We start from the raw sequence: 26,612 nt of genomic DNA, 5'->3' as shown, positions 1-26,612 counted from the left end.
TAACAGCAATAAGTTGTGGACAGAAGGCAACGGCGATCAAAATATTGGCGCCAGAGTCAGCTTTATCTTGAATAAATTATGCGACGCGTCAGAATACACAGCACCGCACAATCCGGGCTGGATTGCGCGGCGGAATGCTTTGTCCGAAAATTGTGAATAAAGGGAACGCCGGGGCGTTATTTGTCCAGTTTCGCCTCGAGCGCGGCGATGCGGGCTTCGAGTGCCGCATTTTCTTCGCGCGCCTTCTGAGCCATGGCGCGCACGGCGTCGAATTCTTCGCGGGTGACGAAATCGCGGTCGGCCAGCCAGCGGTCGATCATCGACTTCATCGCGTTTTCAGCCTCTTCCCGCGCGCCCTGCGCCACGCCCATGGCGTTGGTCATCAGTTGGGACACGTCATCCAGGATCTTGTTGCGGGTCTGCATATCTGTTCTCCGATCTCGCGGTTTACCTGTATATGGGCAAAGAATGGCGCGGGCTCAAGGTTGACTTGACCTGCAAACCCCGGGCAATGAGACGCACATGCAGGCTGTTCTGAATTTCCCCGATCTGTCGCCCGAACTGTTCTCGATCCCGCTGTTCGGGATGGAGTTCGCGTTAAGGTGGTATGCGCTGGCCTATATCGCGGGCATCCTGATCGCGTGGCGGCTGGCCGTTGTGGCGTTGCGCCGCCCAACGCTCTGGCCTGCGGATGGCCCGCCGATGAAGCCCGAGCAGCTGGAGGATCTGGTCACTTGGATCATTCTGGGCGTGATTCTGGGCGGGCGGCTGGGCTTTGTGCTGTTTTATCAGCCGGCTTATTACCTGTCGCACCCGCTGGAGATCGTGAAGGTCTGGCAAGGCGGCATGGCCTTTCATGGCGGTCTGCTGGGCGTGATCCTTGCGTCGTACCTGTTTGCACGACGGCACCGGATCCCTGCCCTGTCGCTGGGGGATCTGGTCGCCTACACCGTTCCGCCCGGATTGCTGCTGGGGCGGCTGGCCAATTTCGTCAATGCCGAGCTGTGGGGCCGCCCAAGTGAGCTGCCTTGGGCCGTCATTTTTCCCGGATTTGCTGCGCAGGATTGCCCCGGCGTGGTCGCAGGTATGTGCGCCCGGCACCCGTCGCAGCTGTATGAGGCCGCGCTGGAGGGTGTTTTGCTGGGGGCGGTATTGCTGTGGCTGGTCTATCGGCGCGGCGGTTTTCGCACACCGGGCCTTGTCATGGGGACGTTCCTGGCGGGCTACGGCGCGTCGCGCTTTATCGTCGAGTTCTTTCGCCAGCCGGATGCGCAGTTCGTATCGCCCGGCAATCCACTGGGGCTGGCCTGGCATGTGGGCGGGTACGGGCTGACCATGGGGCAGTTCCTGTCGCTGCCGATGATCGCGCTTGGTCTGTGGTTTGCCCTGCGGGCGCGGCGGCGGGCGGCATGAGCCTGACCGATCACCTGATCGCCCGCATCCGGCAGGATGGACCGCTGAGCGTGGCGGATTTTATGGGCGAATGCCTGCTGCATCCGACGCTGGGCTATTACACGACCCGTGATCCGCTGGGAGCAGCGGGGGATTTCACCACAGCACCGGAAATCAGTCAGATGTTCGGGGAGCTGGTCGGGCTGTCTCTGGCGCAAAGCTGGATGGATCAGGGACGGCCTGCACCGTTTACCCTGTGCGAGCTGGGGCCGGGGCGCGGTACATTGATGGCCGATATTCTGCGCGCCACACGGGCTGTACCCGGATTTCACGAGGCAGCGCAGGTTGTACTGGTTGAAGCATCGCCTGTATTGAAACAGGTGCAGGCGGCAACGCTGAAGGATTACGAGGCGGTCTGGATCGACACGATCGCCTACCTGCCCGACCAGCCGCTGTTGCTGGTTGCTAACGAGTTCTTTGATGCCCTGCCCATCCGCCAGTTCCAGCGTGACGGTACGGGTTGGCGCGAGCGTCTGGTGGGCGAACGCGACGGCGCGTTGATGTTCGGGCTCGGTCCGAACGGGCCGCAGGTGGCGTTGAATGACAGGCTGTCGGACACCAAGGACGGTGATCTGGTCGAACTGTGCGCTGCTGCAATTCCCATTCTGACCGTGATCGCGGGGCGGATCGCCAGCCATGGCGGCGCAGCGCTAATTACCGACTATGGTGACTGGCATTCGATGGGCGATACCTTGCAGGCTCTGCAAAACCACGAACATACCGATCCTCTGGCATCGCCCGGTCAGGCCGATTTGACAGCGCATGTGGATTTTGAACCTTTGGCCGTTGCGACCCGCGCCTGTGGTTGCAGGCATACGCGCTTGACACCGCAGGGCGTCTTCCTCGAACGACTGGGGATCACCGCCCGCGCGCAAGCTTTGTCAAAGGCGCTGAGCGGTTCCGAGCTGGATGCGCTGATTGCCGCGCATCGGCGGTTGACGCATCCTGATGAAATGGGAAATCTGTTCAAGGTGATGGGCCTTTTCCCGGCCTATGCAGCCCCACCACCAGGATTGGAACCATGACGCTGGAAATTCTGACCTCGGACCTGCTGTCGCCATTTCGCCATGGGTTCTTTACCCGTCGCGGCGGCGCGTCTTCTGGAATTTTCAGCGGCTTGAATTGTGGTCAGGGGTCCTCGGATCAAACCGAGATTGTCGCGCTGAACCGGCGACGGGTGGCCGACGCGATGGAGGTTGAACCCGAGGCAATGGTCGCGGTGCATCAGGTTCATTCGCCAACGGTTCTGACAGTCAAAGCCCCGGTTGACGGTGAAAAGCCCAAAGCGGATGCCATTGTCACAGCAACACCCGGTCTGGCCCTGACGATCCTGACGGCCGATTGCCAGCCGGTTCTGTTCGCCGATCCCGACGCGCATGTGATCGGTGCCGCCCATGCCGGGTGGCGCGGCGCGCTGGACGGTGTTCTGGAGGCAACGCTGGACGCGATGGAGGCGCTGGGAGCCGACCGCAGCAATATCTGCGCCGTGATCGGACCCAGTATTTCCCAGCGCGCTTACGAGGTGGGGCCAGAGTTTCTGGACGCGTTCCTTGCGGATTCGCCGGACAACAGCCGCTTTTTTGCCAATGGTGAAAGTGACCGCCTGCAATTTGATCTGCCCGCCTTCGGGCTGCACCGGCTGCGGCAGGCGGGAATCGGACAGGCCGAGTGGACCCGGCACTGCACATATTCCGACCCCGACAGGTTCTATTCCTATCGCCGATCAACGCACGCGAACGAGGTCGATTACGGGCGGCTGATCTCCGTCATAAGATTGTGATCTTCGTCCAGATTTAGGTACCCTGCCACTTTTCCGCCACATTTGTTGTGTTGATTGGGCATCAGAATCGTAACGAGTTTTTGCCAGTAATCAGATCGGTATCTGACGTTCGAAAATCGGGCGCTGGCGTGTTGAGTGGGAGGTCCGTCTGACTTCATTTTTCTGTCCGCAAATCATCCCGGATAAGCCTTATCCCTGCCGCAAACCCGCGTCACAAAAGGTTTACAGAGGATGTGGGGAAATACGCCCCGCTCGGAGCAGGACCAAAAAATGAAAACCAAATCACGCTTTCTGAAAGCCATGGTCGAGGCCACTCGGGACCAGAACCTGGAAATGCCGTGGAAGCGGGTAACAAGCAATTCTGTCAGGGTCGCCAGTCGCATCGCGGCACGACGCTGAGACAGAAAAACCCAGAGACCAAGCTGCCGGTCTTATCTGGGTCAACGCGTATCAGGTTTGCTCCGGCCTGATGTATCGCGCGTCACGAACGAGGGGTTCGTGACTTTTACGGAGTTGTGTGTGCGGGCAATTTCGCCCGTGAAGTACGAGTTTGTCTGGGGGGTCAATGTGTTGACCATTGGAAAGCGAGATTTAGTCGCGTTGCGGGACCGTTCCGGTCATCGCCCGGGGGTCACCCATTTGTTTCAAGACAAAGAACCAGTTCGCCGGGCGCGTCTGTACGGGGGTACGCCGCGCCTGACCGAACATTTTGAGGGGACGGAATATTAATGACTATTCCAAATTCACTGGCCCGCGCGGCCAGAAATGCAATCGAAACTTCGGCCATGCTGCGAGAAATACCGCGGCCAGTTTCAAAGCCAAAGGCCCAGCTGCGCCGCTATGAAGTCAGCAGCCTGCTAAAGAATGGAGATGTGGTTCAGACCCGCCATATCGCGCCCGCCTTGCCGATGTTTGAAGACGCGTTTTGTGCCTTCACACGTGGATCTTTGGTGGAAACAGAACATGGACCGATGGCAATCGAGGATTTGATGCCTGGGGATACGGTCCTGACGCAGAATGGCGCATCGGAAACCGTGTTGTGGAAGGGATCTGTCACGTTGATCCCGGGACGCGCGGATTCACGTGGCCGGACGCGACCGCTGACGCGGATCATGGCGGATACGTTCGGGATGCAAAAGCCAATGTCGGGTGTCATTGCCGGCCCGGCGGCGCGAATCGTGGGAACACCTGCGCATTTGCGGCACCTGCATGGGGGACAGCCGATTCTTACACCCGTGTCCGAATTTCAGGACGGGATGGGTGTCATTGAAACAATGCCGCCTACCCCCGTTGAACTGTTTCACATTTGTTTAAAACGCCATTCCGTTATTCGCGTAGATGGATTACAGTTCGAAACATATCATCCAGGTGTGAATGCGGTTCGCATGATCAGCCACTCGCTTCGGTCGATCTATCTGAACCTGTTCGCGCATATCGAGTCGCTGAACGATTTTGGCCCGCTGCTGATGCCGCGCGCCGGAGATGGTGAGATCGATGCGATGACGGCCTGAGCATGATTGTGATTACTGCATTATGGGGGGCATCATGCAGCTGGTAATAAGTTGGGTTCTATCCCTTGCGGTGGCAGCACTGTTGCCACCAATCACCGCGCAACCAAAACGTGTCGGCGTTACGCCATCCGGTTCATACGTTCTTCCAGAACGTCGAACGGTACGCCTGGCTCGTCTTTTGCGCCGCGAATAACGAGCGATGTCTTGACGCTGGCCACGTTTGGCGTGGTCAGCAACTCGCCCGTCAGAAACTGCTGAAAGCTGCTCAGGTCAGGTGCGACGCATTTCAGAATGAAATCCACTTCGCCGTTCAGCATGTGGCATTCGCGGACCAATGGCCAATCGCGGCAGCGGCCTTCGAACGCGCGCAGTTCGACTTCGGCCTGGCTGTCCAGACCTACCATGGCAAATACCTGAACCTCGAACCCCAACTCGCGCGAGTTGACCTCGGCGTGGTAGCCGGTGATGAAGCCGGATTCTTCGAGTGTGCGCACCCGGCGCAGACAGGGCGGGGCCGAGATTCCGACCCGTTTTGCCAGCTCGACATTGGTCATACGACCGTCCGCCTGCAGTTCCGCCAGAATCTTGCGATCAATATCATCCAGCCGAGTCGTGACCATCAAATGCTCCTGATTTTTTCGGTTCTTATATCAGCACCCCACACGCGCGCAATAATGTTTCGCAGATGCGCAATTTTCTTTGTTTCCTTTTCGCCTTCTTCCCGAAAACCCAAGGCACCCCGGCCCGAAGGGGGCTGAACAGTAAGGGGCTTTAAGCCGGGCCAGTCGGTCGCTATATCGGGGCGACGGGCCGCGGGCCCAAATCAGGCAATTCGAGCGGGGGCACCATGGCCGACACAAGACACACCAAGGTTCTGATCATCGGGTCAGGGCCCGCAGGATACACTGCAGGCGTATATGCAAGCCGCGCCATGCTGGAACCCATTCTGGTACAGGGCATCGAACCCGGTGGTCAGCTGACAACGACGACCGAGGTCGAAAACTGGCCCGGCGACACCGAGGTGCAGGGCCCGGACCTGATGGTGCGGATGCAGGACCATGCGAAGGCCATGGGATGTGAGGTGATTGGCGATATCATTAGCGATCTGGACCTCAGCAAGCGCCCCTTCACCGCCAAGGGCGACAGCGGCACCACCTATACCGCTGATGCGGTCATTCTGGCCACAGGCGCGCGTGCAAAATGGCTGGGTCTGCCGTCGGAAGAGAAGTTCAAGGGCTTTGGCGTCTCGGCCTGCGCCACCTGTGACGGGTTCTTCTATCGCGGGCAGGAAATCGTGGTGATCGGTGGCGGTAACACAGCCGTGGAAGAAGCCCTGTTCCTGACCAATTTCGCCAGCAAGGTGACCCTGATCCACCGCCGTGATGAGTTGCGGGCGGAAAAGATCCTTCAGGATCGCCTGTTGAAGAATGAAAAGATCGAACCGCTGTGGTTCCACCAGCTGGAAGAAGTGATCGGCACCGATGCGCCTTTGGGCGTCGAAGGTGTTCGGGTCAAACATGTTAAAACCGGCGAGATCACCGAGATCCCGTGCAAAGGTGTCTTTGTCGCCATCGGCCACGCCCCTGCGAACGAGTTGGTCAAGGACACGCTGGAAACCCATATGGGTGGTTATGTCGTCACCAAACCGGGCAGCACCGAAACCTCGATCCCCGGCGTGTTCGCGGCAGGCGATCTGACCGACCATGTCTATCGTCAGGCGGTAACAAGCGCCGGGATGGGCTGTATGGCGGCACTGGATGCCGAACGGTTCCTGGCCGAACAGGACTGATGCATGCTTGAATTCTCTGGCCCAGTCTGGAGAATTCTGTTTGCGTCGCAGGCAGCGACCCCATTGCTGCCTGCCCGCGCGCCTGAGGGGCGCTTTCATCATTCCGGACAGTTCGCGCTTTATGCCTCGCTCAGCGCCGAGGGCGCTTCGGTCGCCATCCGGCGCTACGTCTCGGGCGACGATCCCGACCGCGTGATACAAAGGTTTCTGGTGGAAAACGCGCGGTTGGTGGACTACCGCGGGCAGACGGCTGTGTCGGTGATCTGGCAGGATAATCGTGCTATGGGGGTCCCTTCGCCGACATGGGCTTTTTCGGATAAAGCGCGGGCACTGGGGGCGGACGGCTTGATCTACAGCTCGCGCTCGCGCCCCGACCTCAGCCATCTGGTGCTGTTTTGTGCGGACAAGATATCAATTCACTCCCAACACCCCGCGACCCACTGGCGGGCTTAGATTTGCACCCGAAGCCTTGACCTGACCGCGAACGTCCTCGCAAAGTCCAACCAAGGCGAACAGCGATACAGGTGGTATTCTTGAAGAGCGCTTTGTGGCGTGGCGGTTGGGCAACCCGGCTTCGGATCGGCAGCGGGTTGGTTCTGTTTGCTTTCGCTTTCTTCCATTTCATCAACATCGGACTGGGCCTGTTTCACACCGATTATCTGCACGGGATGCAGGACGGTCGAACAGCGGTGACGCGGCACAGTTTAATGAGCCTGCTGCTTTATGCGGCGTTGTTCACACATGCCGGTCTGGCCCTGGCTTCGATCGCACAACGCCGGACCCTGCGCATGCCGTTCAGCACGGCGTTGCAGATTGTTCTGGGTCTGCTGATACCTTTGCAGCTGATCTCGCATGTCATTCAGACCCGGGTCGCGCACGAGATCTATGACGTCAATGACGAGATGGGGTATATCATCATCCTGATGTGGCCCAGCACCGTGATATGGATGCAAAGCGCGTTGTTGCTGATCGTCTGGGTGCATGGCTGTATCGGACTGCATATGTGGCTACGGCTGACGAAATGGTGGTCCAGCGCCGTACCCTATCTGATCGGTGTTGCCGTCTTCATCCCCATGTTCGCTTTGGCCGGTCTGCTGACCGAGGGTCGCCGCATTTGGATGGATTTCGCAGATGAGTTTTTGCGGGAACAATATATCGAGCATTACAACTGGCCCTCACCCGAGGCGTTCCAGACCATGTTCACCGTCAAGGACAATGCCCTTCTGGCGTTCTGGCTGGCCTTGGCGGCCACGGGTCTTGTGTATATCGGGCGCAAGCTGTGGCGGCGCAGGCATTCGGTGCGGGTGAGTTACAGCAGCGGGCCCGAGGTAGATGCCGAAAAGGGTATGACCCTGCTTGAGATTTCGCAGGCACATGGTGTGCCCCACGCGGCCTTGTGCGGCGGGAAGGGGCGCTGCACCACGTGCCGCGTCATCGTTGAAGAGGGCGCCAGCGCCCTGCCCCCACCCGGCGATGTCGAGGCCCGCAGTCTGGCCGCTGTTGGCGCCTCGCCACAGACACGGCTGGCCTGCCAAATCCGCCCAACGGAACCGACCACCGTTTTCCGCGTTTTTCAACCGGATGGCGGGCGCATTCGCGGACATGCCAGTCAGGGGCAGGAACGGAAACTGACCGTGCTGTTTCTGGACATGCGCGGATTTACCGCCCGCACGACGGGTCAGCTGCCCTATGACATCGTGTTCCTGCTGAACCGGTTCTTCGACGCCGTCGTGCCTGCCATCACCAAGGACGGCGGTGTCGTGGACAAGTATATGGGCGACGGGTTGCTGGCGGTTTTCGAAAAACCCGATGCAGCCGCATCCGCCCGCGCCGGGTTGAAGGCTGCGATAGATATCAGCCATGCCCTCGACCGGTTCAACGATCAGCTTGAGGCCGAAGGCAGCCCTGGCATTCGGATCGGAATGGGCCTGCACCTTGGGGATCTGGTGCTGGGTGAGATTGGCGCGCAGGGACATGCCGCGAGAACGATCATTGGCGACGCCGTCAATGTGGCCAGCCGACTGGAAAGCGAAACCAAGGCGTTGGGGGTCGAACTGCTGGTCTCGCAAGAAGTATTGAAGGCCGCGGGCATGGACCTGCCGTCGGAGGGTATACGGTTGTTCCAATTGCGCGGCGTTGCCGATCCGATTCCCGCCCTGCCAGTCACCCGTGCGTCCGGGCTTACGCCGCACACGCAAAAACAGGAACAGTCATACTTTGCATGATCGGATTATCTACGCCCCAAGGAACCAGATCGTCATTTTAGTTTCGGAGTTGGAAATTTCTTCCAATCCGCGAGAAATCAGCGCATATCGTCCTTTGTTTCATTGACGCCAGTGGACTTCGCCCAACAGTCGGTGCAAATGCCCCGAAAACGCCCTTGAATCACTGGCAACACAACACTGCGATAAGAGTATTCAGATGACGATGTTAAGCAATCTGGCCCCCATTCCCGAACTTTACGTGTCGTATGACTCGGCCCAGAAACTGAAGGTCGAAGCCGCCGACCTGACCAGTTGGGATCTGAGCCCGCGCCAGATCTGCGATCTGGAGCTGCTGATGAACGGCGGTTTCAACCCGCTCAAAGGTTTCCTGAGCGAGGCCGATTACGACAATGTCGTCGAAAACATGCGTCTGGCTGATGGCACGCTATGGCCGATGCCCATAACGCTGGACGTCAGCGAAGACTTTGCGGACAAGATCGAACTGGGTCAGGATATCGCGCTGCGCGATCAGGAAGGCGTGATTCTGGGCACCATGACGGTCACTGACCGCTGGACACCGAACAAAGCCCGCGAGGCCGAGAAGGTTTTTGGTGCCGATGACGATGCCCACCCGGCTGTGAACTATCTGCACAATGTGGCGGGCAAGGTCTATCTGGGTGGCCCTATTGTTGGCATCCAGCAGCCCGTTCACTATGACTTCCGCGGTCGCCGCGATACACCAAACGAGCTGCGCGCCTATTTCCGCAAACTGGGCTGGCGCCGGATCGTGGCCTTCCAAACCCGCAACCCGCTGCACCGTGCGCATCAGGAGCTGACTTTCCGCGCTGCCAAGGAAGCGCAGGCCAACCTGCTGATCCACCCGGTCGTCGGCATGACCAAGCCCGGCGACGTGGACCACTTTACCCGCGTGCGCTGCTATGAGGCGGTACTGGACAAGTATCCCGCATCCACCACCTCGATGAGCCTGCTGAATCTGGCGATGCGCATGGCAGGCCCGCGCGAGGCGGTCTGGCACGGGTTAATCCGTGCCAACCATGGCTGCACCCATTTCATCGTGGGCCGCGATCACGCGGGCCCGGGCAAGAACTCGGCCGGTGAAGATTTCTATGGCCCCTATGACGCGCAGGATCTGTTCCGCCAGTTCCAGGACGAGATCGGCGTTGAGATGGTCGATTTCAAACACATGGTCTATGTGCAGGAACGCGCGCAATACGAGCCGAATGACGAGATTCTGGATAAGGACAATGTCACGATCCTGAACATCTCGGGCACCGAACTGCGCCGCCGTCTGACCGAGGGCCTGGAAATCCCCGAATGGTTCAGCTTTCCCGAAGTTGTGGCCGAGCTGCGCAAGACCAAGCCGCCACGCAGCCAGCAGGGCTTTACCGTGTTCTTCACCGGCTTCTCGGGCTCGGGCAAATCCACCATCGCCAACGCGCTTATGGTCAAGCTGATGGAGATGGGGGGTCGTCCGGTCACGTTGCTGGATGGCGATATCGTGCGAAAAAACCTGTCATCCGAACTGGGTTTCTCGAAAGAGCATCGCGACCTGAACATCCGCCGGATCGGCTATGTGGCATCCGAGATCACCAAGAACGGTGGCATCGCCATCTGCGCCCCGATCGCACCTTATGCCACCACACGCCGCGCGGTGCGCGAAGAGATCGAGCAGTTCGGTGCCTTCTGCGAAGTGCATGTTGCGACCACCATCGAAGAGTGTGAGCGGCGCGACCGCAAGGGTCTGTATAAGCTGGCCCGCGAGGGCAAGATCAAGGAATTCACCGGCATCTCGGACCCGTATGACGTGCCTCAGAACCCCGAACTGCGTGTCGAGACCGAGAATGTCGAGGTCGACAACTGCGCCCATCAGGTATTGCTGAAGCTGGAAAGCATGGGCCTGATCGCAGCCGGCTGAATCTGATGAATGAAACGAAGCGGCCTCCGGTTTACGGGGGCCGTTTTTGTTTTGACGAGGCTGAAGTGTTTGGGAACGTCGCCGGGTGTGAGCCGGTTCGTCTATTGCGCGGTCTCTGGCAGGTCAACCTGCCCGCGCATCAGGATATGCCCCTGACCGGCAACCCTGATCCCTGTCATCGCGTCGGCGGGTCCAACGCGCGTGACCACGGCCTGACCGGGGCGGCCCATATCGTGACCCTGTTCCGCAACGAAACTGTCTTTGGTCATTAGCCCGTATCTCCACAGATAGGCCGCCATGGCCCCGGTGGCGGACCCGGTAAACGGATCCTCGGGCGGGCTGGGCGGGGCCATAAGCAGGCGCGAGAACGTATCGCCCGCGTCGGTGGCCCCTTGGAGCGTCACGAGGAAAGGCTCGGCCATATCCGAGCCGGAATACCCTGCCGTCGCAGCCACTTTCCGCAGCGCGCCCTCGGACAGGCGGGCCGCGCGCAACGCGTCATGATCGCGCAGAACGGTGATACAGAAGGGCAAGCCGGTTGAAACCATCCGGGGTGGCGAGATGATGGCTTCTTGCGGCAGGCTGATCGCCTTTGCCACCAGATCGGCAGGCACATGCGCACCAAATTGCGGTGCGACCTGCGTCATTTCGATCTGGTCGCCCTGCAATCCGATCGAAACCAGACCCGCGCCGGTTTCCAGCGTCAGATTATCGCCGGAGATCATACCGCGCGACCGCATCGCCGCTACGGTGGCAATCGTCGGGTGCCCGGCAAAGGGAATTTCACGGCTGGCCAGAAAATACCGGACGCGGATGTCGGCCACGTCGGACGGGCCGGTGAATGTGCATTCGACCAGAGAGGTTTCGCGCACATATGCCATGCAGACCTCGGCCGAGAGACCCGCGCCGCCATGGACCACGGCACAACCGTTGCCGCCAAATGCACGATTGGTGAAGGCGTCTACCCAGTCGAATTCAAACCAGCTCATGCAGTCGGCTCCGTTACAGGTTAAAAGCGGCAGTTTCGCCGATGCGCATGTGTTGCGGGCAACGTTTCAGCCCCGCCCGGGCTAAGGGGCCGTTCAGTGAACGGCCACAGGTGACAGGTCGTGCTGACGGGCCAGAACGAAAGCCAGCTTGCGGTCGGCCACAAGCGCCAGTTGCTGCCCATCGGAATCGTGCACGGCATAAAGGTGATCCAGATCACCTGCCTGATCGCGCAGATCACGCGGCAGATCGGCAACGTCGACTGTTTTCACATAGACGATACGATTGCCTTCGGTGTTGATTTCAATCGGTGTATTCATAGCTCTTACCCCTTCCGTATATTGATTGTCTGAACCACGGTTTCCGGCACGGCGCGGGTCAGATCCACATGCAGCAGACCGTTTTCCATAATCGCCTCGCCCACCTCGACCCCGTCGGCCAGCACGAACATGCGCTGAAACTGACGCGCCGCGATGCCACGGTGCAGGAAGATGCGCCCCTCGCTGTCGTCGCGCTGACGGCCCCGGATCACCAGTTGGCGATCCTCGATGGTGATCGACAGATCCTCTTCGGCGAACCCGGCCACGGCAAGGGTGATGCGATAGGAAAAGTCCGAGGTCTGTTCGATATTATAGGGCGGGTATCCTTCATTACCGGCCTTTGCAGACCGTTCCAGAAGGCGTTCCAGCTGCTCGAACCCCAAAAGATGCGGGTATGAGCCAAGAGTAAGTTTCGACACGTATTTTCGTCCTTTATTGTCAAAGCGACGTGGTGCGCGGTCCCGTTCCGGCAACCGCTTGTTACAGAATATGGGAAGAAACCAGGATGTCCACAAGGTCTGGCGCGATAACGTCTGACACACTATCTTGTTGGGCAAGCACCACAACAAGCCCGAGTCGCCAATGAACGCGCCCACCGACCTTTCGATGAAAACCGATGAAGTTCTGCGGGTTGAATTGGAGGTTTTCCGCCGCCAGCACCGCGACCTTGATGAAGCGATCGAGGCGCTGCATGAAAAAGGAACGGCTGATCAGTTGACCCTTCGGCGTCTGAAAAAGGAAAAACTGCGCCTGAAAGACTTCATTCGCCTGATCGAAGACCGCCTGACCCCCGATATCATTGCCTGAACACCCTGTACCGCATTGCCACAAAAGCGGATTTGGCTATAGTGCGCGCTCTTTCTGAGCGCGGGGACGTAAGCGGATGAGCGATGTGACAGTGGGGATCATCATGGGCAGCCAGTCGGACTGGCCCACGATGAAGGAAGCCGCAGATATTCTGGATGAACTGGGCATCGCTTATGAGGCGCGTATCGTTTCGGCCCATCGCACCCCGGACCGGTTGTGGGACTATGGCAAGACCGCCGTGTCGCGCGGGTTGCAGGTGATCATCGCGGGCGCAGGCGGGGCGGCACATCTGCCGGGCATGATGGCCTCGAAAACACGGGTACCGGTGATTGGCGTGCCTGTGCAGACGCGGGCCCTGTCGGGTGTGGATTCGCTGTATTCCATTGTGCAGATGCCCAAGGGATTTCCCGTGGCGACCATGGCAATTGGGTCCGCTGGCGGGGCCAATGCGGGCCTGATGGCGGCGGGCATTCTGGCCTTGCAGGATGAGGCCCTGGCCGCGCGGCTGGATGCCTGGCGCGAGGCCTTGTCAGCCTCGATCCCCGAGGAACCGCAGGGATGAGCAGAATCGGGTTTATCGGCACCGGGCATATCGCCGCGCCGATTGCGCGGCTGATGGCCGCCAAAGGGCATGAGATCAGCGTGACCGAACGCAACGCCGAGGTCTCGGCCGCCCTGAAGGCCGAACTGGGTGTGGCTATCGCGCCGCCGCAGGCGGTGATTGACACCTCGGACATCGTGTTTCTGTGCCTGCGCCCGCATATCGCGGCCGAGGTTCTGACTCCCCTGACCTTTCGCGCCGATCAGCAGGTCGTGTCGGTGATGGCGGCCGTTTCCGCCAAGGATTTGGCCAAGCTTTGCGCACCGGCGTCGGATTTCGTGCAGACCATCCCGCTGGGGTTCTTGCAGTCCGGTGGCTGCCCGATGGCGGCATTTGGAAATGACCGCTTGCTGGCCGAGCTGTTCGAGCCGGAAAACCCCGTGGTCAAGGTTGCGGATGAGGCGGCGCTGAACGCGCATTTTGCAATTTGTGCCATGGTTCCCGGCATTCTGGATTTGATGGCCACCGGGGCCAAATGGCTGGGTGACATGACCGGCGATGCGGACGAGGCCGAGTTCTATGCCACGCAGTTGATGGCTGGTTTTCTCGCCGCGATGGAGAAAGGCACAGCCGGGCGGTTGGCACAGGAGCGCGACGCTTTGGCGACCGAAGGTACTTTGAGCCTGCAGATGACGGGCACCCTGATCGAACAGGGCGCGCATGAGGCGCTGAGAGCGGCGCTTGGCGCAATTGGAATACGTTTGGAGAATTGAAGATGGCGGAGATGCTCGCCCAAGGTGCGGTGATCGGGATTCTGGGTGGCGGCCAGCTGGGCCGGATGTTGTCGGTGGCGGCCTCTCGGCTGGGGTTTGTCAGCCACATCTACGAGCCGGGCGCAAACCCGCCTGCCGGACAGGTTGCGGATCGGGTAACGACAGCGGCCTATGACGATGTCGACGCCTTGACGGCTTTTGCCGATGCGGTGGACGTCATCACCTATGAGTTTGAGAACATCCCGACCGAGGCGCTGGATATTCTGGAAGCCCATCGCCCCATTCGCCCCGGGCGTGAGGCATTGAGGGTCAGTCAGGACCGCCTGACCGAGAAGACGTTCCTGCAGGGGCTTGGCCTGAAAACGGCCCCGTTTGCGGATATCACCAATCTGGATAGCCTGAATGCGGCTATCGAAGTAATCGGCACGCCTGCGATACTGAAGACCCGCCGCTTTGGCTATGACGGCAAAGGGCAGGCCAGATTGCGCAGCCCCGGGGATGCCGAGGCCGCGCTGGCCGACATGGCTGGCGCGCCTGCCGTTTTGGAGGGGTTCGTTGATTTTTCGCACGAAGTTTCGATCATTGCTGCGCGCGGGCTGGACGGTCAGGTGGCCTGTTTCGACCCGGGTGAGAATGTGCACCGGGATGGCATCCTGCACACCACCACCATCCCTGCGCGCCTGTCCCCCGCCCAGCGCACCGATGCCATCCTGCTTGCGGCCAATATTCTGAACGCGTTGGAATATGTCGGTGTCATGGGGGTCGAACTGTTCGTTACACCTGGCGGTCTGATCGTGAACGAGATCGCGCCGCGCGTGCATAACTCGGGCCACTGGACGCAGAATGGCTGCGCCGTAGACCAGTTCGAACAGCACATCCGCGCGGTGGCGGGCTGGCCGTTGGGCGACGGGCAGCGCCACTCGGATGTGGTCATGGAGAACCTGATTGGCGACGATATGGACCGCGTGCCCGAGCTGGCGCGCGAACGGGACGTCGCACTGCATCTTTACGGCAAGGCCGAGATCAAGGCCGGTCGCAAGATGGGACATTTCAACCGGATCAAGCGGTAGAATATCGCGCTACGGCGCGATGCCTTCGGCGAGAGTATTTGGAAAAAGGTGAAGCCGGTCTGGTTTCACCCCACAAAGCGCGACGCGATATCCCCTGACATATAGCTGACGCGCCCGCCCGCCAGTGTCGCGGCGACCCGGTGAGTGGTTGCATTAAGGATTACCAGATCGGCGCGTTTGCCCGCGGCAAGCGTGCCCCGGTCCTGCAAGTCCAGCACCCGCGCGGGGCCGGATGAGATCAGCGCCCAGGCCCCTGCGAAATCCAGCAGCCCGGTTTTGGCCAGCATCAGCGCCGCGCGGCGTGGACTGGGATAATGGTAATCCGAGGCCAGCGCATCACAGAGCCCCATGGCGATCAGCTCTACCGCGCTGGCGTTGCCCTTATGCGAGCCGCCGCGGACCACATTAGGCGAGCCGAGAATGACGTGATCCCCGGCAGCGCGCGCGGCCTCGGCGGCCTCAAGCGTTTCGGGAAACTCGGCAATGCGCACCCCTTGGCCGCGCCACCAAGCGCGCGCCTCGGCAGTTGCGTCATCGTGGCTACCCAGACGCACGCCCATGTCCGCAAGCTCCGAACAGAGCGCTTCAAGCGCCGCCGGAACCTCAGCCTTGTGGGCGTGCATGTCGAGCAGCATCGCAAAATGTGCCTCCGGATTTCGCCCGGCCTTCAAGGCCTGCCCGGTCAGGCGCGGTGGTTTCTTGCCCTGTGCCAAACGATCATGCGGCAGGTGATCATTGAAGACCACGTATGGCACCTGCCAATCGGCGATGCGACGGGCCAGCCCGTCGTAATCCGCGAGCATATTGGTCTCGAACCGCAGTTGCGGGATCAGATCGGTGACCGTGCTGCCCTTGACCGCTGCGATGGCCGCAAACACCTGCGCGGCAAAGTCCGGGCCGCGCACGCCGCCTTCCCAGCTGTAAAACTGCGCCAGCACGGCTGTGGTGATGCCATTGGCGGCCAGTTCGGCCTCGACCGACAGAATGCCCTCATTCATCTGTTTCATCGCGCCGCGACGTGGGGCTATATGGCGTTCGAATCCATCGCCGTGCAAATCGACAATACCTGGCAGAACTAGATAACCGGTCAGGTCAATCCGCCGCCCGGGCGCGTCATTCTGAACCACCCCATCTGCAATGGCGAGGTCTGTGCGTAACAGCCCTTCACCCGGTAGCAGGACCTCTGCTCCGGTCAATGTCAGTTCCAATGCGGTCATTCTGATGGCTCCGCCCCCGGTTCCGAGCAGTTTTGCCCGATACAGATCTCGTCTATTACGTCCATCACACCGTCCAGCCAAGTGATCTGCGGATCAAACCGGCCAAATTCGATAAAGTGCAGGGCCTGCGCCATGACCTGCGGGTTGTTCATCATGAAGGTGTGGGTCACCGGCAAGACAAGATGATCGGCCATGCCTTCGACCTTGGTGGACTCGACCGACACCTTGCCATCGTCAGGGCCGTCGATCAGAGACGAAAACACGAGGTTCAATGACTGGTCACCTGCGATGACACCCAGTTCGAAATCCACGGGCGGCAGGCGGCTGGGAATACCATCCGGGCCCGTACCCAGTTGAAGACCGGCCGGACCGTTTAGGTATCCGAACACCTCCCACGCGCTGAGTTCATCGACCAGTTGGCTACCCTGATTGGGCGGCCCCAGCATGACGACACGGACCATGTTTTCAGGGCTGTGGTCCTGCAACCAATACCGCAACAGGATGCCGCCCATCGAATGTGCGACAACATTGACGGTATCAGTACCGCAGGCTGCAAACGCTTGCGGGATGGTTTGTTCGGCCAGTTCGGGGATACCGATTTCGGTCGATGGGTAACCCGGGCGCACCACGGAATAGCCATTCGCTTTGAACAGTTGCTCCATCACGCTAAACGACGCCTCGGTCCGGGCAAGACCGTGCAGCAGAACAACGCATTTCGCGTTGGCCACGGCCGGAATAAGACAAAGAAGCAGAGCGATCAGAATTCTCATACCCGCCAGATAAAGCCTGTGCGCCTGCGTTAAAAGCCCTTCCCGCGTTGACGTCGCAGGACAGCCAGCGCGATACCGCCCAAAACCAGCGCCGCACCAACAAGCAGCCGCACACCCGCGCTTTCCCCCAACAGCACCACGCCGCCCACAATCGCGATCACCGGCACGCTGAGCTGAACGACTGCCGCCGTCGAAGGTGCCAGCCGGGGCAGGACGCGATACCACAAGGCGTATCCCAGACCAGATGTTACGCCACCCGAAAGGGCCGCGAGGAGATAGCCCATTCCGGTCATGTGCCACTCTGCCCCTGTGGCCATCAGGGCCAGCGCGGTCACCGGCAGCGCGACGATGAAATTCGCTGCCGTGCCCTGCAATGCGTCAGGCTCGGACCGTCCGGCCAGTGAATAGGCCGCCCAGCCGATCCCGGCGGCAATCATCAAAACGGTTCCGGTTGGATCGACCTGCACTGTTCCTGTGGGCCACAGGACACAGGCCAGACCACCCAGTGCAATCGCTGCCCCGGCCAGTTGCCGCCGGGTAGGTTTGGTCCCGGTAAGGGCGTTGGCGGCGAACATGGTGATCTGCACAACGGCAAAAAGGATAAGCGCGCCCAGCCCCGCATCCAACGTCAGATAGGCAATGGAAAACCCGATCATATACAGGGAAAGCGACCCGGCCCCGATGAACCGCCTGCAGGTGCGCAGCGGCAAATGTCCTCTGCGCAGCACAACCAGTGCGGCCAGAACCAGCGCCCCCGCCAGAACCCGGATAATGGCAAACCCCGCGGGATCACTGGATCCGCTGTCGATAGCCAGCCGGTTCAGAATGGAGTTCGCCGCAAAGGCGCACATGGTCAGGGCGGTCAGAAGGAACAGTCGCATTTCAACCACATACCGACTTGGCGGCGCGTTGGACACTCACAATTCGGGCACACGCGGAGCTGCCTTCATCTTTTCCAAAATACTCCCGCCAGAGGCGTGGCCGCATTGCGGCTATCAGGAACGAAACGGGGCCGCCAAAAGGCGACCCCGTCCGTTAGCACTTTGGCTTCCCCTCTCGACAGCTTGACCTTGCAGCCAAACGCCTGTCAGGGCTCGTCAGAATTCGCCGAGGCGAATTCGACGTGCTTACATCATGCCGCCCATGCCGCCCATGTCGGGCATGCCGCCAGCAGGTGCATCTTTTTGCGGTTTGTCTGCAACCATCGCTTCGGTGGTGACCAGCAGGCCGGCAACAGATGCCGCGTCTTCCAGAGCGGTACGAACAACTTTGGCCGGGTCGATCACGCCGAACGAGAACATGTCGCCATATTCTTCGGTTTGAGCGTTGAAACCAAAGGCCGGATCCGAAGACTCGCGCACTTTGCCTGCAACAACCGCGCCGTCAACGCCTGCGTTTTCGGCGATCTGGCGCAGCGGCGCTTCGATGGCCTTGCGCACGATGTTGATGCCTGCGTCCTGATCAGCGTTCGCGCCTTTCAGCGATTCCAGTGCTTTACCGGCCTGAACCAGAGCAACACCACCGCCTACAACGACGCCTTCCTGAACGGCTGCGCGTGTTGCGTTCAGAGCATCGTCCACACGGTCCTTACGCTCTTTCACTTCAACTTCGGTCATGCCGCCGACGCGGATAACGGCAACACCGCCTGCCAGTTTGGCAACGCGTTCCTGCAGCTTCTCACGGTCGTAATCCGACGAGGTTTCTTCGATCTGGGTGCGGATCTGGGCAACACGTGCTTCGATCTCGGCTTTCTCGCCAGCACCGTCGACGATGGTGGTTTCGTCTTTGCTGATCTCGATCTTCTTGGCGGTGCCCAGCATGTCCATGGTGACATTCTCAAGCTTCATGCCCAGATCTTCGCTGATCACCTGACCACCGGTCAGGATTGCGATGTCCTGCAGCATGGCTTTGCGGCGATCGCCGAAGCCCGGTGCCTTGACAGCAGCAATTTTCAGGCCGCCGCGCAGTTTGTTGACAACCAGAGTTGCCAGCGCTTCGCCTTCAACGTCTTCTGCAATGATCAGCAGCGGCTTTTGCGACTGGATCACCTGCTCGAGCAGCGGAACCATCGGCTGCAGCGAGGACAGTTTCTTTTCGTGCAGCAGGATCAGGCAGTCGTCAAGCTCGGCCACCATCTTGTCTGCGTTGGTGACGAAGTAAGGCGACAGGTAGCCACGATCGAACTGCATCCCTTCGACAACATCGGTCTCGGTTTCCAGACCTTTGTTTTCTTCGACGGTGATGACGCCTTCGTTGCCGACCTTCTGCATCGCGTCTGCGATCTGCTGGCCAATTTCAGCTTCGCCGTTGGCCGAGATGGTGCCAACCTGAGCAACTTCTGCCGAGTCTTTGACTTCACGCGAAGCAGCACGGATGCCTTCGACAACTTTGGCTGTTGCCAGGTCGATACCGCGCTTCAGGTCCATCGGGTTCAGGCCCGCTGCAACCTGCTTCAGGCCTTCTTTTACGATGGCCTGCGCCAGAACGGTCGCGGTGGTGGTGCCGTCACCGGCTTCGTCATTGGTGCGGCTGGCGACTTCTTTCACCATCTGCGCGCCCATGTTTTCGAACTTGTCTTCCAGTTCGATTTCCTTGGCAACCGAAACACCGTCTTTGGTGATGCGCGGTGCGCCGAAGGATTTGTCCAGTACCACGTTGCGGCCTTTGGGGCCCAGGGTCACTTTGACAGCATCAGCCAGGATGTTCACACCCCGGAGCATCTTGTTGCGGGCATCGGTGTCGAACTTGACGTCCTTTGCAGCCATGTCGTTTCTCCTTGAGAAAATGTGTTGAGTGGAAGATCAGAGAAAGCGCGGGCTTACTCGATGATCCCCATGATGTCGCTTTCTTTCATCATCAGCAGCTCTTCGCCGTCGACCTGAACCTCGGTGCCCGACCATTTGCCGAACAGGATCTTGTCGCCAGCCTTGACCGCCATTGCGATCAGCTCGCCGCTGTCCTTGCGCGCGCCTTCGCCGGTTGCGACGACTTGGCCTTCGCTGGGCTTTTCTTTTGCGCTGTCAGGAATGATCAGTCCGCCTGCGGTTTTTTCATCGCTTTCGGTACGGCGAACCAGCACACGGTCATGAAGCGGTTTCAATGCCATCTTTGCAGCTCCTTGGGCTCAAAGTTTTGTTTATCCTCCCCTCGCCTTTCGACGAGGCGTTAGCACTCGGTGTGTATGAGTGATAACGACGCATAGCTAGGGAGTCTAAAACGCCGAGTCAACAAGGTGTTTGGGATTTTTTTAACAACGCCTCAGTCAGCCTGTTCCCAGCTGTACGCCCAGTGTTTCAAGCCGTCTGTTCCCTCAGAGGTAAGAGCGTAGACACCTTTTTCAACCTTCTCGAACCACCCATAGTGATTTTCCCGCATCAACCGGGTGGCGACCGGAACACCCACAGATCTGGCAACCTCGGCCCCTTTGGCTGGGCCGTGTTCGGCCAGAAAGGCGGCGCATTTCAACGCATCCTGACGGTAGGCCGTCACGATCCCATGGCGTGTCGCGCCCCCGGAATTGGGGTCGCCCTCCAGCCGATCGAATTCGCGCAGCAGCCGCGCTGCCCTGGCCTTGTCCTTGCGCGGCGCATAGGGGCCCGGATCGCATTGCACCTCGACCGTGCCGTCGGCACGTACGGTGATCAGACCCAGACCAAGCCTGCGGCACAGCGCCAGATTGTCCCTGAGCGCCCGCCGGGCCGTGCGCCCGGTGGGTTTGCTGACCCCGATATAGACCTGATCCGTGAGTTTCAGGCGGGTAATCGCCTGATGGAACAGGGACAGCGTGAACCTGAGCTTGAGTTCGACAATCACAGGCGGCTCGTCTTCGCGCATGGCGACGATATCGGCTGCGCCCACTTCTCCTTTGACGGTGTATCCCTGACGCTCCAAAAGCGCCTTGATCGGGGGATAGAGGTCCTGCTCGCGGTTCATGGGGCCTATGCTACGCAGATTGTTGAGGAATACCAGACGGGTTGCTTGAACATGGGCCGCAGGCATGGCTATGTCTGGGACACCTTGATGACACAACACCGGATGGGTTCATGCGCCTGCTGACGTTTCTCGCTTTTCTACTGGCCCCGATCACGGCTGCGGCTGCGTGCGATGGGCAGGACCTGCGCCCACTGCTGTCAGATGACGCGCGGGCCGAGTTGCAACGCGCCGTGGCGGACATCCCCTTTCCGGAAGGCAACCACTGGATTGCGCGCAAGGATGACACGGTTCTGCACATCATTGGCACCCTGCACACGTATGACGAACGTATGGAAAAGGTGGTTGAGCGCCTGTCTCCGGACCTGAGCCAGGCTGACGCGTTCTATTTCGAAGTCACCCAGACAGACATGGATGCTTTCGAAAAGAATCTGGCCAATAATCTCAGCGCCGTAATGATCACTTCCGGGCCGACCCTGATCGACCTGATGGGAGATGAAGACTGGGCCGCATTCTCGACCGCGTTGAACCAGCGCGGCATTCCCGGCTGGATGGCGGCCAAAATGCGACCGTGGTTCTTGAGCATGATGCTGAGCATCCCGCCCTGCATGATGGAAGATCCGAACGGGACCTACGGCATGGACGCCCGCCTGAACGATCTGGCCGCAGAAAACGGCATTCCGCAACACTCGCTGGAACGTATCGACGACCTGATCGCCATGTTCGACAGCCACCCTCTGGAACAGCAGGTCGAGTCGCTGGTGCGGCTGTCCGGGGCGATGATGGGAAGCAACGATCAACTGGCCACCATGGCCAATGGATATCTGGAAGAAAAGCACGCCGAGATCATACAACTCGCCCGCCTGCAGGGGTTCAAAGAATCCGGGCTGAGCCGGGACGTCTTCGATGAGGAATGGAACGGGTTCGAGCAGCAGATGCTTGTCCAACGGAATGCTCTGTGGATGGAGCATATTCTGGCCATCACGGATCAGACGGCGGTGATCGCAGTCGGCGCAGGTCATCTGAGTGATGACCACGGTTTGCTGAACCAGCTGGAGCAGGCCGGATACACGCTGACACGCGCCGCTTTCTAAGCTGGTTCAGCGGTTTTCAGACCAAGCGTCGCAGACGGGCTGCTGTGGCGTGACAAGGACGTTTGTCCGCCCTATAAGGCGCGCAAATTTCCATTCCGCAGGACGCTGACATGACAACGCTCGTATTTGGTCACAAATCCCCCGACACCGATTCCACAGGCTCGCCGATCCTGTGGTCGTGGTACCTCAACGAAATCAAAGGTGTGCAGGCCGAGCCCGTGCTGTTGGGCGAGCCCAACACCGAAGCGGCGTTCATGCTGGACAACTGGGATCTGCCCAAACCACGCATCCTGGACGATCTGGCAGCGGACACTCCGGTGGTTATCGTCGACACCAACAACCCTGCCGAACTGCCCGCCAACGTCAATGACGCTGACATCCGCGCCATTATCGACCACCACAAGCTGGTCGGTGGTCTGGAAACCAAAGGCCCGATCGACATCACCGTGCGCCCGCTGGCCTGCACGGCCACCATCATGGTTGACCTGATGGGCGACGATGCAGCCAAGATGCCCGACGCCATCAAGGGCGCGGCACTGACCTGCATCCTTTCGGACACGCTGGAATTCCGCTCGCCCACCACCACGCCCCATGACCGCGAGGTCGCAGAGCGGCTGGCAGCCGAGTTGGAGCTGGATATCTCGGCTTACGCGGCAGATATGTTTGCGGCGAAATCGGATGTCTCGTCCTTCTCGGATGCCGAACTGATCCGCATGGACAGCAAGGAATACGAAGTCGATGGCACCAAATTCCGCGTCTCGGTTCTGGAAACCACTGCGCCGGGTGTCATTCTGGACCGCAAGGCAAGCCTGGCGGGTTCGATGGTGGATGTCGCCAAAGAAGACGGTGTCGATCAGGTGCTGCTGTTCGTCGTCGATATCCTGAACGAGGAAGCCACCCTGCTGGTGCCCAATGATCTGGTCAAAACCGTTGCCGAGAAAAGCTTTGGTGCATCCGTCGATGGCGACGCCGTGGTTCTGCCGGGCATCATGAGCCGTAAAAAGCAGATCATTCCGAACCTGAAGGTCTGAAAAAACACTGGGTCCGTCATTCTGAATAAAACGGGCCTCGCATTATTGGTCTTCAGTCTGCGCCTTCGGCATTGCGCTTAAACAGACCTTTACCCAACCGACGAAATACAGGGCGGCCACCGATCGATTGGTGGCCAATCCCTTGCCAATAGGTCATAAGGCTCGTGCAGTTTCAGCTTGAGGCCACATATGACCCAGATCGTTCACGCGCTGTCCGAAATCTCTACCCGCTACAAAGCGTTGTTTGTCGATCTGTGGGGGTGCGTTCACAACGGGATCACGGCCTATCCCGAAGCTGTCGCAGCCCTTCAAGCCTATCGCGCGGACGGGGGGCTTGTTGTGCTGGTCACGAACTCGCCCAAACCCCGTGCGGGTGTGGCCGAGCAACTGGTGCAGTTCAATGTTCCCGCAGATGCCTATGACACCATTGCCACCAGCGGCGATTCCGCACGGTCGGCGATGTTCCGTGGTGCTGTCGGGCACAAGGTTTACTTCATGGGGGAATGGCAGCGCGATGCGGGCTTTTTCGAGCCCCTGAAACTGCTGCACCACCCGATCCATATTGAACGTGTCCCGCTGAGAGAGGCCGAAGGGATCGTCTGCTGTGGTCCCTTTGATCCGATGGCCGACCCGGACGTGAACCGCCCCGATTTCCTCTATGCCAAACAGATGGGCATGAAGCTGCTGTGCGCAAACCCCGACATTGTTGTCGATCGCGGCGAGGTGCGCGAATGGTGTGCAGGCGCTTTGGCAAAGCTCTATACCGAGATGGGCGGCGAGAGCCTGTATTTCGGCAAGCCGCACCCACCGATCTACGATCTGGCGCGCCGCAGGTTGCAGGAACTGGGCCATGATATCCCGGACAGCGACATTCTGGTGATCGGCGACGGCCCCCATACGGACATTCTGGGGGGCATGGGTGAAGGCATTGATTCCCTGTTCATTTCGGGCGGGCTGGCGGCTGCTGAGACAAAAACGTCGCACCATCCGGATCACGAATCCCTAACGGCTTATATCGAAAGGGAAAAGATCAACCCGACCTACACAATCGGGCGATTGAGATAGCAAGAAAAGACTTGATTTTCTGCAGTTGCGAAGTAATAAAGTTGCCAACCTAGGCCGGATAGTGGTTTTTTCTTTCTCGGTCGATTTCGAGTGAGGGCAACATGTTGGACAATCTTCCACGCGGAACGATCTGTATCGAAGACATCGAAATGGGCATGTCCCGCCACCTGCGCAAAGTGGTGACGGACGAAGATATCGAGATGTTTGCGCAGATCTCGACAGACCGGAATCCGGTGCATCTGGATGATGATTATGCCCGCGATACAATCTTCGAAGGGCGCATCGCGCACGGGATGCTGACAGCTGGGCTGATTTCGGCCGTGATTGGCGAACAACTGCCGGGCCATGGCACGGTCTATATGGGGCAGTCACTGAAGTTCCTGGCCCCCGTGCGCCCCGGTGACATGGTTTACGCCGAGGTCAAAGTTATCGACATCGACTTTTCCAAGCGTCGCGTCAAACTGGATTGCCATTGCTCGGTCGAGGGCAAGAAGGTTCTGATCGGTGAAGCCATGGTACTGGCCCCGTCGCGCAAGTTCGACTGATCGGCGAACACTTCCATGCAAAAGGCGCCCGACCGGCGCCTTTTTTGTTTGGACGCTGTTTTTTGCCTGTGCCTTTCAGGACGGTCGGGCGCGTTTTCGCCCTTTCAACGCACCGGATTCCAGAATGATCTCTGACACCACGTGTTCGCGCCTGTAGGCCATCACATGAACGCCGGACACCCCCGCGATATCGCGGATCTGCTGGATCAGTTCGATACAGATCTTCTTGCCCTCGTCAGCTGGCTTTTCGGCTTTCTCCATCCGCTCGATGACCTGATCGGGGATGTGAATGCCGGGAACATTGCTGCGCATCCAGCGTGCCGCACGCGCTGACGCGATGGGGCCGACGCCCGCGATGATGAACACTTTCTTGTCCAGCCCCGCATCCCTCACCCGCGCCATGAATTTCTCGAACAGCGGAATGTCGTAGATGTAATTGGTCTGAATATACTCGGCCCCGGCCTCAACCTTCTTTGCCAGACGGTCAGGTCGCCAGTCATAAGGCGGGATACAGGGGTTTTCGGCAGCACCAAGGAACAGTTGCGGCGGGCGCGTGATCTTACGACCAGAAAGGAACATTCCCTGATCGCGCATCGTGCGGATCGTCCGCAACAGGGTCAGGGAATCGAAATCGAAAACCGGTTTTGCCCCCGGCTGATCCCCGACGCCGACGCCGTCGCCGGTCAGGCACAGCACGTTACTGACGCCCAACGCCGCAGCCCCCAGAACATCTCCCTGAATGGCAATCCGGTTCCGGTCGCGGCAGGAAATCTGATAGACCGGAGAATAACCCGCGCGCGTCAGCAAGGCACAAATCCCAATCGAGGACATGTGACAGTTCGCGCCCGAAGCATCGGTTGCATTGATCGCGTCAGCCACTTCACCAAGCGGTTGGGCCGCCTGAAAAACATCCTCGGGGTCGGCACTGTCGGGTGGGTTCAATTCGGCGGTGACTGCGAAACGGCCTGAACGGAGTACCTTTTCCAACCGGCTGTGCGACACATATCCTTGGGGAACCGGAACATAGCCAATCGGCTCCACCTCGTTGCGATGGGTATCACTCATTTCTTCAGTTCCCGGTTTATCGCGTTGGGTGGTTCGGCGGCCAGTGGTGCCGCAGAAGGTTCATTCTCGCGCGCTTCGGGGAATGCCTCGGCCAGCGCCAATCGGGCAGCATCCCGGGTCTCGCGCTCGTGCGCTGCAATCTCGCGGCTGACCCGCAACCAGGATGACGAGCCTTTCAACGTGTGCTCCACCGGTGGCAGAACTTCTTTTATCTTGTCGGCTCCGTCCCGCATGCGGCTGGCTCCGTTCCAGGCCAGGGCCCAGACGCACTTCATATCCGGCTTTACCTCGCAGAACTCGCCGGGACGTACGCCGCCACAGGGGCCATTACGCAATTGCTTTGGGCAGTTCATCGGGCAGGACATTCCGGTGGATGACAACACGCATTGCCCGCACATCTTGCAATCAAACAACAGGGTTTTGACGCCCTTCTCGACCAGTGCGATGGGGCGTTCGACGCGGTTATATCCGATCTTTGCAAATATCGGGTCCATCGCGACCATGCCGCGTTCGACACATTTATAGATCCACTCGAAAGTGCGGGCATGACGAATCGCGAACAGTCGCATTCGGTACATGGGTCTGCCTCCTGTGCTGGGTTCGTTCGAACCTGGCCGGGCTTTGATCCGGTGCGCCTTAATCCAGGGGACCGGATTTTCAGTCTAAACCCAGAGTTTTTTTTGAATCAAGCGGTTGGAGGCGCCTGGCCTGATATACTTGGATTG

General features: G+C 59.5%; 30 protein-coding genes. 17 read left to right on the top strand and 13 right to left on the bottom strand.

Features of this window, described 5'->3' with window-relative positions:
• Nucleotides 1-176: 176 nt before the first annotated feature.
• Nucleotides 177-425 (bottom strand): accessory factor UbiK family protein, encoded by a 249-nt coding sequence (locus ACR3FC_RS13120; RefSeq protein WP_050604795.1) that lies wholly within the window; start codon nucleotides 423-425, stop codon nucleotides 177-179.
• 97 nt (nucleotides 426-522) lie between these two features.
• On the opposite strand from ACR3FC_RS13120, the gene lgt reads away from it, so the two are divergent.
• From lgt to ACR3FC_RS13095, 5 genes are all read left to right on the top strand, one after another.
• On the top strand, nucleotides 523-1,413 hold the full coding sequence (lgt, locus tag ACR3FC_RS13115; protein ID WP_480475495.1) for a prolipoprotein diacylglyceryl transferase: 891 nt from the start codon (nucleotides 523-525) through the stop codon (nucleotides 1,411-1,413).
• Entirely contained in the window at nucleotides 1,410-2,477 is a 1,068-nt protein-coding gene (locus tag ACR3FC_RS13110) for a class I SAM-dependent methyltransferase (protein ID WP_480475493.1), read from the top strand. Before lgt ends, ACR3FC_RS13110 begins: the two co-directional genes overlap by 4 nt.
• Nucleotides 2,474-3,232, top strand: coding sequence for a peptidoglycan editing factor PgeF (gene pgeF / locus ACR3FC_RS13105; RefSeq protein ID WP_480475491.1), 759 nt, complete (start codon nucleotides 2,474-2,476; stop codon nucleotides 3,230-3,232). Before ACR3FC_RS13110 ends, pgeF begins: the two co-directional genes overlap by 4 nt.
• Nucleotides 3,233-3,502: 270 nt before the next feature.
• Nucleotides 3,503-3,631 carry a hypothetical protein gene (locus tag ACR3FC_RS13100; protein WP_267362961.1) on the top strand — a complete coding sequence of 43 codons (129 nt, stop codon included), beginning with the start codon at nucleotides 3,503-3,505 and terminating at the stop codon, nucleotides 3,629-3,631.
• Between the two features lie 329 nt (nucleotides 3,632-3,960).
• Nucleotides 3,961-4,743 (top strand): Hint domain-containing protein, encoded by a 783-nt coding sequence (locus ACR3FC_RS13095; protein ID WP_480475489.1) that lies wholly within the window; start codon nucleotides 3,961-3,963, stop codon nucleotides 4,741-4,743.
• Nucleotides 4,744-4,862: 119 nt separating this feature from the next.
• Here the strand turns inward: ACR3FC_RS13095 and ACR3FC_RS13090 are convergent, their stop codons facing one another.
• Nucleotides 4,863-5,363: an Lrp/AsnC family transcriptional regulator gene (locus ACR3FC_RS13090; RefSeq protein WP_480475487.1), complete on the bottom strand. Its 501-nt coding sequence runs from the start codon at nucleotides 5,361-5,363 to the stop codon at nucleotides 4,863-4,865.
• 227 nt (nucleotides 5,364-5,590) lie between these two features.
• Here ACR3FC_RS13090 and trxB point away from each other — a divergent pair, with 227 nt between their 5' ends.
• The 4 genes from trxB (at nucleotide 5,591) to ACR3FC_RS13070 (ending at nucleotide 10,672) form a co-directional block, all read left to right on the top strand.
• Complete coding sequence (gene trxB / locus ACR3FC_RS13085) at nucleotides 5,591-6,532, top strand: thioredoxin-disulfide reductase (protein WP_267362965.1); 942 nt, start codon at nucleotides 5,591-5,593, stop codon at nucleotides 6,530-6,532.
• Nucleotides 6,533-6,535: 3 nt separating this feature from the next.
• A complete protein-coding gene (locus ACR3FC_RS13080; RefSeq protein ID WP_480475485.1) occupies nucleotides 6,536-6,985 on the top strand; it encodes an RES family NAD+ phosphorylase in 450 nt (149 codons plus the stop codon).
• 80 nt (nucleotides 6,986-7,065) lie between these two features.
• A complete protein-coding gene (locus ACR3FC_RS13075) occupies nucleotides 7,066-8,757 on the top strand; it encodes an adenylate/guanylate cyclase domain-containing protein (RefSeq protein ID WP_480475483.1) in 1,692 nt (563 codons plus the stop codon).
• Between the two features lie 196 nt (nucleotides 8,758-8,953).
• On the top strand, nucleotides 8,954-10,672 hold the full coding sequence (locus tag ACR3FC_RS13070; RefSeq protein ID WP_480475481.1) for a bifunctional sulfate adenylyltransferase/adenylylsulfate kinase: 1,719 nt from the start codon (nucleotides 8,954-8,956) through the stop codon (nucleotides 10,670-10,672).
• 101 nt (nucleotides 10,673-10,773) lie between these two features.
• Here ACR3FC_RS13070 and ACR3FC_RS13065 read toward each other — a convergent pair whose 3' ends face one another.
• From ACR3FC_RS13065 to ACR3FC_RS13055, 3 genes are all read right to left on the bottom strand, one after another.
• A complete protein-coding gene (locus tag ACR3FC_RS13065) occupies nucleotides 10,774-11,661 on the bottom strand; it encodes a PhzF family phenazine biosynthesis protein (RefSeq protein ID WP_480475479.1) in 888 nt (295 codons plus the stop codon).
• Between the two features lie 93 nt (nucleotides 11,662-11,754).
• Complete coding sequence (locus tag ACR3FC_RS13060) at nucleotides 11,755-11,979, bottom strand: DUF1150 family protein (protein ID WP_480475477.1); 225 nt, start codon at nucleotides 11,977-11,979, stop codon at nucleotides 11,755-11,757.
• A 5-nt stretch (nucleotides 11,980-11,984) separates the two neighbouring features.
• Nucleotides 11,985-12,398 carry an Hsp20 family protein gene (locus tag ACR3FC_RS13055; protein WP_058275530.1) on the bottom strand — a complete coding sequence of 138 codons (414 nt, stop codon included), beginning with the start codon at nucleotides 12,396-12,398 and terminating at the stop codon, nucleotides 11,985-11,987.
• Nucleotides 12,399-12,561: 163 nt separating this feature from the next.
• Here ACR3FC_RS13055 and ACR3FC_RS13050 point away from each other — a divergent pair, with 163 nt between their 5' ends.
• The 4 genes from ACR3FC_RS13050 (at nucleotide 12,562) to ACR3FC_RS13035 (ending at nucleotide 15,170) form a co-directional block, all read left to right on the top strand.
• Nucleotides 12,562-12,786 (top strand): YdcH family protein, encoded by a 225-nt coding sequence (locus tag ACR3FC_RS13050; protein WP_209504778.1) that lies wholly within the window; start codon nucleotides 12,562-12,564, stop codon nucleotides 12,784-12,786.
• A 76-nt stretch (nucleotides 12,787-12,862) separates the two neighbouring features.
• Nucleotides 12,863-13,348, top strand: a complete 486-nt coding sequence (gene purE / locus ACR3FC_RS13045) for a 5-(carboxyamino)imidazole ribonucleotide mutase (protein WP_209504779.1) — start codon at nucleotides 12,863-12,865, stop codon at nucleotides 13,346-13,348.
• Nucleotides 13,345-14,100: an NAD(P)-binding domain-containing protein gene (locus tag ACR3FC_RS13040; protein ID WP_480475475.1), complete on the top strand. Its 756-nt coding sequence runs from the start codon at nucleotides 13,345-13,347 to the stop codon at nucleotides 14,098-14,100. Before purE ends, ACR3FC_RS13040 begins: the two co-directional genes overlap by 4 nt.
• Before the next feature lie 2 nt (nucleotides 14,101-14,102).
• Entirely contained in the window at nucleotides 14,103-15,170 is a 1,068-nt protein-coding gene (locus ACR3FC_RS13035) for a 5-(carboxyamino)imidazole ribonucleotide synthase (protein WP_480475473.1), read from the top strand.
• A gap of 65 nt (nucleotides 15,171-15,235) precedes the next feature.
• Here the strand turns inward: ACR3FC_RS13035 and ACR3FC_RS13030 are convergent, their stop codons facing one another.
• From ACR3FC_RS13030 to ACR3FC_RS13005, 6 genes are all read right to left on the bottom strand, one after another.
• Nucleotides 15,236-16,387: an alpha-D-ribose 1-methylphosphonate 5-triphosphate diphosphatase gene (locus ACR3FC_RS13030; protein ID WP_480475471.1), complete on the bottom strand. Its 1,152-nt coding sequence runs from the start codon at nucleotides 16,385-16,387 to the stop codon at nucleotides 15,236-15,238.
• On the bottom strand, nucleotides 16,384-17,157 hold the full coding sequence (locus ACR3FC_RS13025) for an alpha/beta fold hydrolase (protein WP_480475469.1): 774 nt from the start codon (nucleotides 17,155-17,157) through the stop codon (nucleotides 16,384-16,386). The genes ACR3FC_RS13030 and ACR3FC_RS13025 overlap by 4 nt, the downstream gene beginning before the upstream one ends.
• Before the next feature lie 29 nt (nucleotides 17,158-17,186).
• Nucleotides 17,187-18,038: a DMT family transporter gene (locus ACR3FC_RS13020; protein WP_480475467.1), complete on the bottom strand. Its 852-nt coding sequence runs from the start codon at nucleotides 18,036-18,038 to the stop codon at nucleotides 17,187-17,189.
• A gap of 246 nt (nucleotides 18,039-18,284) precedes the next feature.
• Complete coding sequence (gene groL / locus ACR3FC_RS13015) at nucleotides 18,285-19,922, bottom strand: chaperonin GroEL (protein WP_480475465.1); 1,638 nt, start codon at nucleotides 19,920-19,922, stop codon at nucleotides 18,285-18,287.
• A gap of 53 nt (nucleotides 19,923-19,975) precedes the next feature.
• Complete coding sequence (gene groES, locus ACR3FC_RS13010; protein ID WP_209504786.1) at nucleotides 19,976-20,263, bottom strand: co-chaperone GroES; 288 nt, start codon at nucleotides 20,261-20,263, stop codon at nucleotides 19,976-19,978.
• Nucleotides 20,264-20,415: 152 nt separating this feature from the next.
• Complete coding sequence (locus ACR3FC_RS13005) at nucleotides 20,416-21,090, bottom strand: DUF2161 domain-containing phosphodiesterase (protein WP_480475463.1); 675 nt, start codon at nucleotides 21,088-21,090, stop codon at nucleotides 20,416-20,418.
• A 110-nt stretch (nucleotides 21,091-21,200) separates the two neighbouring features.
• On the opposite strand from ACR3FC_RS13005, the gene ACR3FC_RS13000 reads away from it, so the two are divergent.
• The 4 genes from ACR3FC_RS13000 to ACR3FC_RS12985 all read left to right on the top strand — a co-directional run bounded on the left by ACR3FC_RS13000 (nucleotide 21,201) and on the right by ACR3FC_RS12985 (nucleotide 24,822).
• Nucleotides 21,201-22,181, top strand: coding sequence for a TraB/GumN family protein (locus ACR3FC_RS13000; protein ID WP_480475461.1), 981 nt, complete (start codon nucleotides 21,201-21,203; stop codon nucleotides 22,179-22,181).
• A 110-nt stretch (nucleotides 22,182-22,291) separates the two neighbouring features.
• A complete protein-coding gene (locus ACR3FC_RS12995) occupies nucleotides 22,292-23,212 on the top strand; it encodes a manganese-dependent inorganic pyrophosphatase (protein WP_480475459.1) in 921 nt (306 codons plus the stop codon).
• A 189-nt stretch (nucleotides 23,213-23,401) separates the two neighbouring features.
• A complete protein-coding gene (locus ACR3FC_RS12990; RefSeq protein WP_480475457.1) occupies nucleotides 23,402-24,277 on the top strand; it encodes a TIGR01459 family HAD-type hydrolase in 876 nt (291 codons plus the stop codon).
• 101 nt (nucleotides 24,278-24,378) lie between these two features.
• Nucleotides 24,379-24,822 carry a MaoC family dehydratase gene (locus ACR3FC_RS12985; protein WP_267362989.1) on the top strand — a complete coding sequence of 148 codons (444 nt, stop codon included), beginning with the start codon at nucleotides 24,379-24,381 and terminating at the stop codon, nucleotides 24,820-24,822.
• 75 nt (nucleotides 24,823-24,897) lie between these two features.
• Here the strand turns inward: ACR3FC_RS12985 and ACR3FC_RS12980 are convergent, their stop codons facing one another.
• Complete coding sequence (locus tag ACR3FC_RS12980; RefSeq protein WP_480475455.1) at nucleotides 24,898-25,887, bottom strand: methylenetetrahydrofolate reductase; 990 nt, start codon at nucleotides 25,885-25,887, stop codon at nucleotides 24,898-24,900.
• Nucleotides 25,884-26,465, bottom strand: coding sequence for a methylenetetrahydrofolate reductase C-terminal domain-containing protein (locus ACR3FC_RS12975; RefSeq protein WP_480475453.1), 582 nt, complete (start codon nucleotides 26,463-26,465; stop codon nucleotides 25,884-25,886). Before ACR3FC_RS12975 ends, ACR3FC_RS12980 begins: the two co-directional genes overlap by 4 nt.
• Between the last annotated feature and the right edge of the window lie 147 nt (nucleotides 26,466-26,612).

Source organism: Ruegeria sp. AF3 (genome assembly GCF_056536285.1).
This window is presented reverse-complemented; position numbering and strand designations above follow the sequence as displayed.

Bases quoted from the DNA above. Each gene is read 5' to 3' on its own strand.
- ACR3FC_RS13120 (WP_050604795.1), bottom strand. From the start codon at position 425: ATGCAGACCCGCAACAAGATCCTGGATGACGTGTCCCAACTGATGACC.
- lgt (WP_480475495.1), top strand. From the start codon at position 523: ATGCAGGCTGTTCTGAATTTCCCCGATCTGTCGCCCGAACTGTTCTCG.
- ACR3FC_RS13110 (WP_480475493.1), top strand. From the start codon at position 1,410: ATGAGCCTGACCGATCACCTGATCGCCCGCATCCGGCAGGATGGACCG.
- pgeF (WP_480475491.1), top strand. From the start codon at position 2,474: ATGACGCTGGAAATTCTGACCTCGGACCTGCTGTCGCCATTTCGCCAT.
- ACR3FC_RS13100 (WP_267362961.1), top strand. From the start codon at position 3,503: ATGAAAACCAAATCACGCTTTCTGAAAGCCATGGTCGAGGCCACTCGG.
- ACR3FC_RS13095 (WP_480475489.1), top strand. From the start codon at position 3,961: ATGACTATTCCAAATTCACTGGCCCGCGCGGCCAGAAATGCAATCGAA.
- ACR3FC_RS13090 (WP_480475487.1), bottom strand. From the start codon at position 5,363: ATGGTCACGACTCGGCTGGATGATATTGATCGCAAGATTCTGGCGGAA.
- trxB (WP_267362965.1), top strand. From the start codon at position 5,591: ATGGCCGACACAAGACACACCAAGGTTCTGATCATCGGGTCAGGGCCC.
- ACR3FC_RS13080 (WP_480475485.1), top strand. From the start codon at position 6,536: ATGCTTGAATTCTCTGGCCCAGTCTGGAGAATTCTGTTTGCGTCGCAG.
- ACR3FC_RS13070 (WP_480475481.1), top strand. From the start codon at position 8,954: ATGACGATGTTAAGCAATCTGGCCCCCATTCCCGAACTTTACGTGTCG.
- ACR3FC_RS13065 (WP_480475479.1), bottom strand. From the start codon at position 11,661: ATGAGCTGGTTTGAATTCGACTGGGTAGACGCCTTCACCAATCGTGCA.
- ACR3FC_RS13060 (WP_480475477.1), bottom strand. From the start codon at position 11,979: ATGAATACACCGATTGAAATCAACACCGAAGGCAATCGTATCGTCTAT.
- ACR3FC_RS13050 (WP_209504778.1), top strand. From the start codon at position 12,562: ATGAACGCGCCCACCGACCTTTCGATGAAAACCGATGAAGTTCTGCGG.
- purE (WP_209504779.1), top strand. From the start codon at position 12,863: ATGAGCGATGTGACAGTGGGGATCATCATGGGCAGCCAGTCGGACTGG.
- ACR3FC_RS13040 (WP_480475475.1), top strand. From the start codon at position 13,345: ATGAGCAGAATCGGGTTTATCGGCACCGGGCATATCGCCGCGCCGATT.
- ACR3FC_RS13035 (WP_480475473.1), top strand. From the start codon at position 14,103: ATGGCGGAGATGCTCGCCCAAGGTGCGGTGATCGGGATTCTGGGTGGC.
- ACR3FC_RS13030 (WP_480475471.1), bottom strand. From the start codon at position 16,387: ATGACCGCATTGGAACTGACATTGACCGGAGCAGAGGTCCTGCTACCG.
- ACR3FC_RS13025 (WP_480475469.1), bottom strand. From the start codon at position 17,157: ATGAGAATTCTGATCGCTCTGCTTCTTTGTCTTATTCCGGCCGTGGCC.
- ACR3FC_RS13020 (WP_480475467.1), bottom strand. From the start codon at position 18,038: ATGCGACTGTTCCTTCTGACCGCCCTGACCATGTGCGCCTTTGCGGCG.
- groL (WP_480475465.1), bottom strand. From the start codon at position 19,922: ATGGCTGCAAAGGACGTCAAGTTCGACACCGATGCCCGCAACAAGATG.
- groES (WP_209504786.1), bottom strand. From the start codon at position 20,263: ATGGCATTGAAACCGCTTCATGACCGTGTGCTGGTTCGCCGTACCGAA.
- ACR3FC_RS13005 (WP_480475463.1), bottom strand. From the start codon at position 21,090: ATGAACCGCGAGCAGGACCTCTATCCCCCGATCAAGGCGCTTTTGGAG.
- ACR3FC_RS13000 (WP_480475461.1), top strand. From the start codon at position 21,201: ATGCGCCTGCTGACGTTTCTCGCTTTTCTACTGGCCCCGATCACGGCT.
- ACR3FC_RS12995 (WP_480475459.1), top strand. From the start codon at position 22,292: ATGACAACGCTCGTATTTGGTCACAAATCCCCCGACACCGATTCCACA.
- ACR3FC_RS12990 (WP_480475457.1), top strand. From the start codon at position 23,402: ATGACCCAGATCGTTCACGCGCTGTCCGAAATCTCTACCCGCTACAAA.
- ACR3FC_RS12985 (WP_267362989.1), top strand. From the start codon at position 24,379: ATGTTGGACAATCTTCCACGCGGAACGATCTGTATCGAAGACATCGAA.
- ACR3FC_RS12980 (WP_480475455.1), bottom strand. From the start codon at position 25,887: ATGAGTGATACCCATCGCAACGAGGTGGAGCCGATTGGCTATGTTCCG.
- ACR3FC_RS12975 (WP_480475453.1), bottom strand. From the start codon at position 26,465: ATGTACCGAATGCGACTGTTCGCGATTCGTCATGCCCGCACTTTCGAG.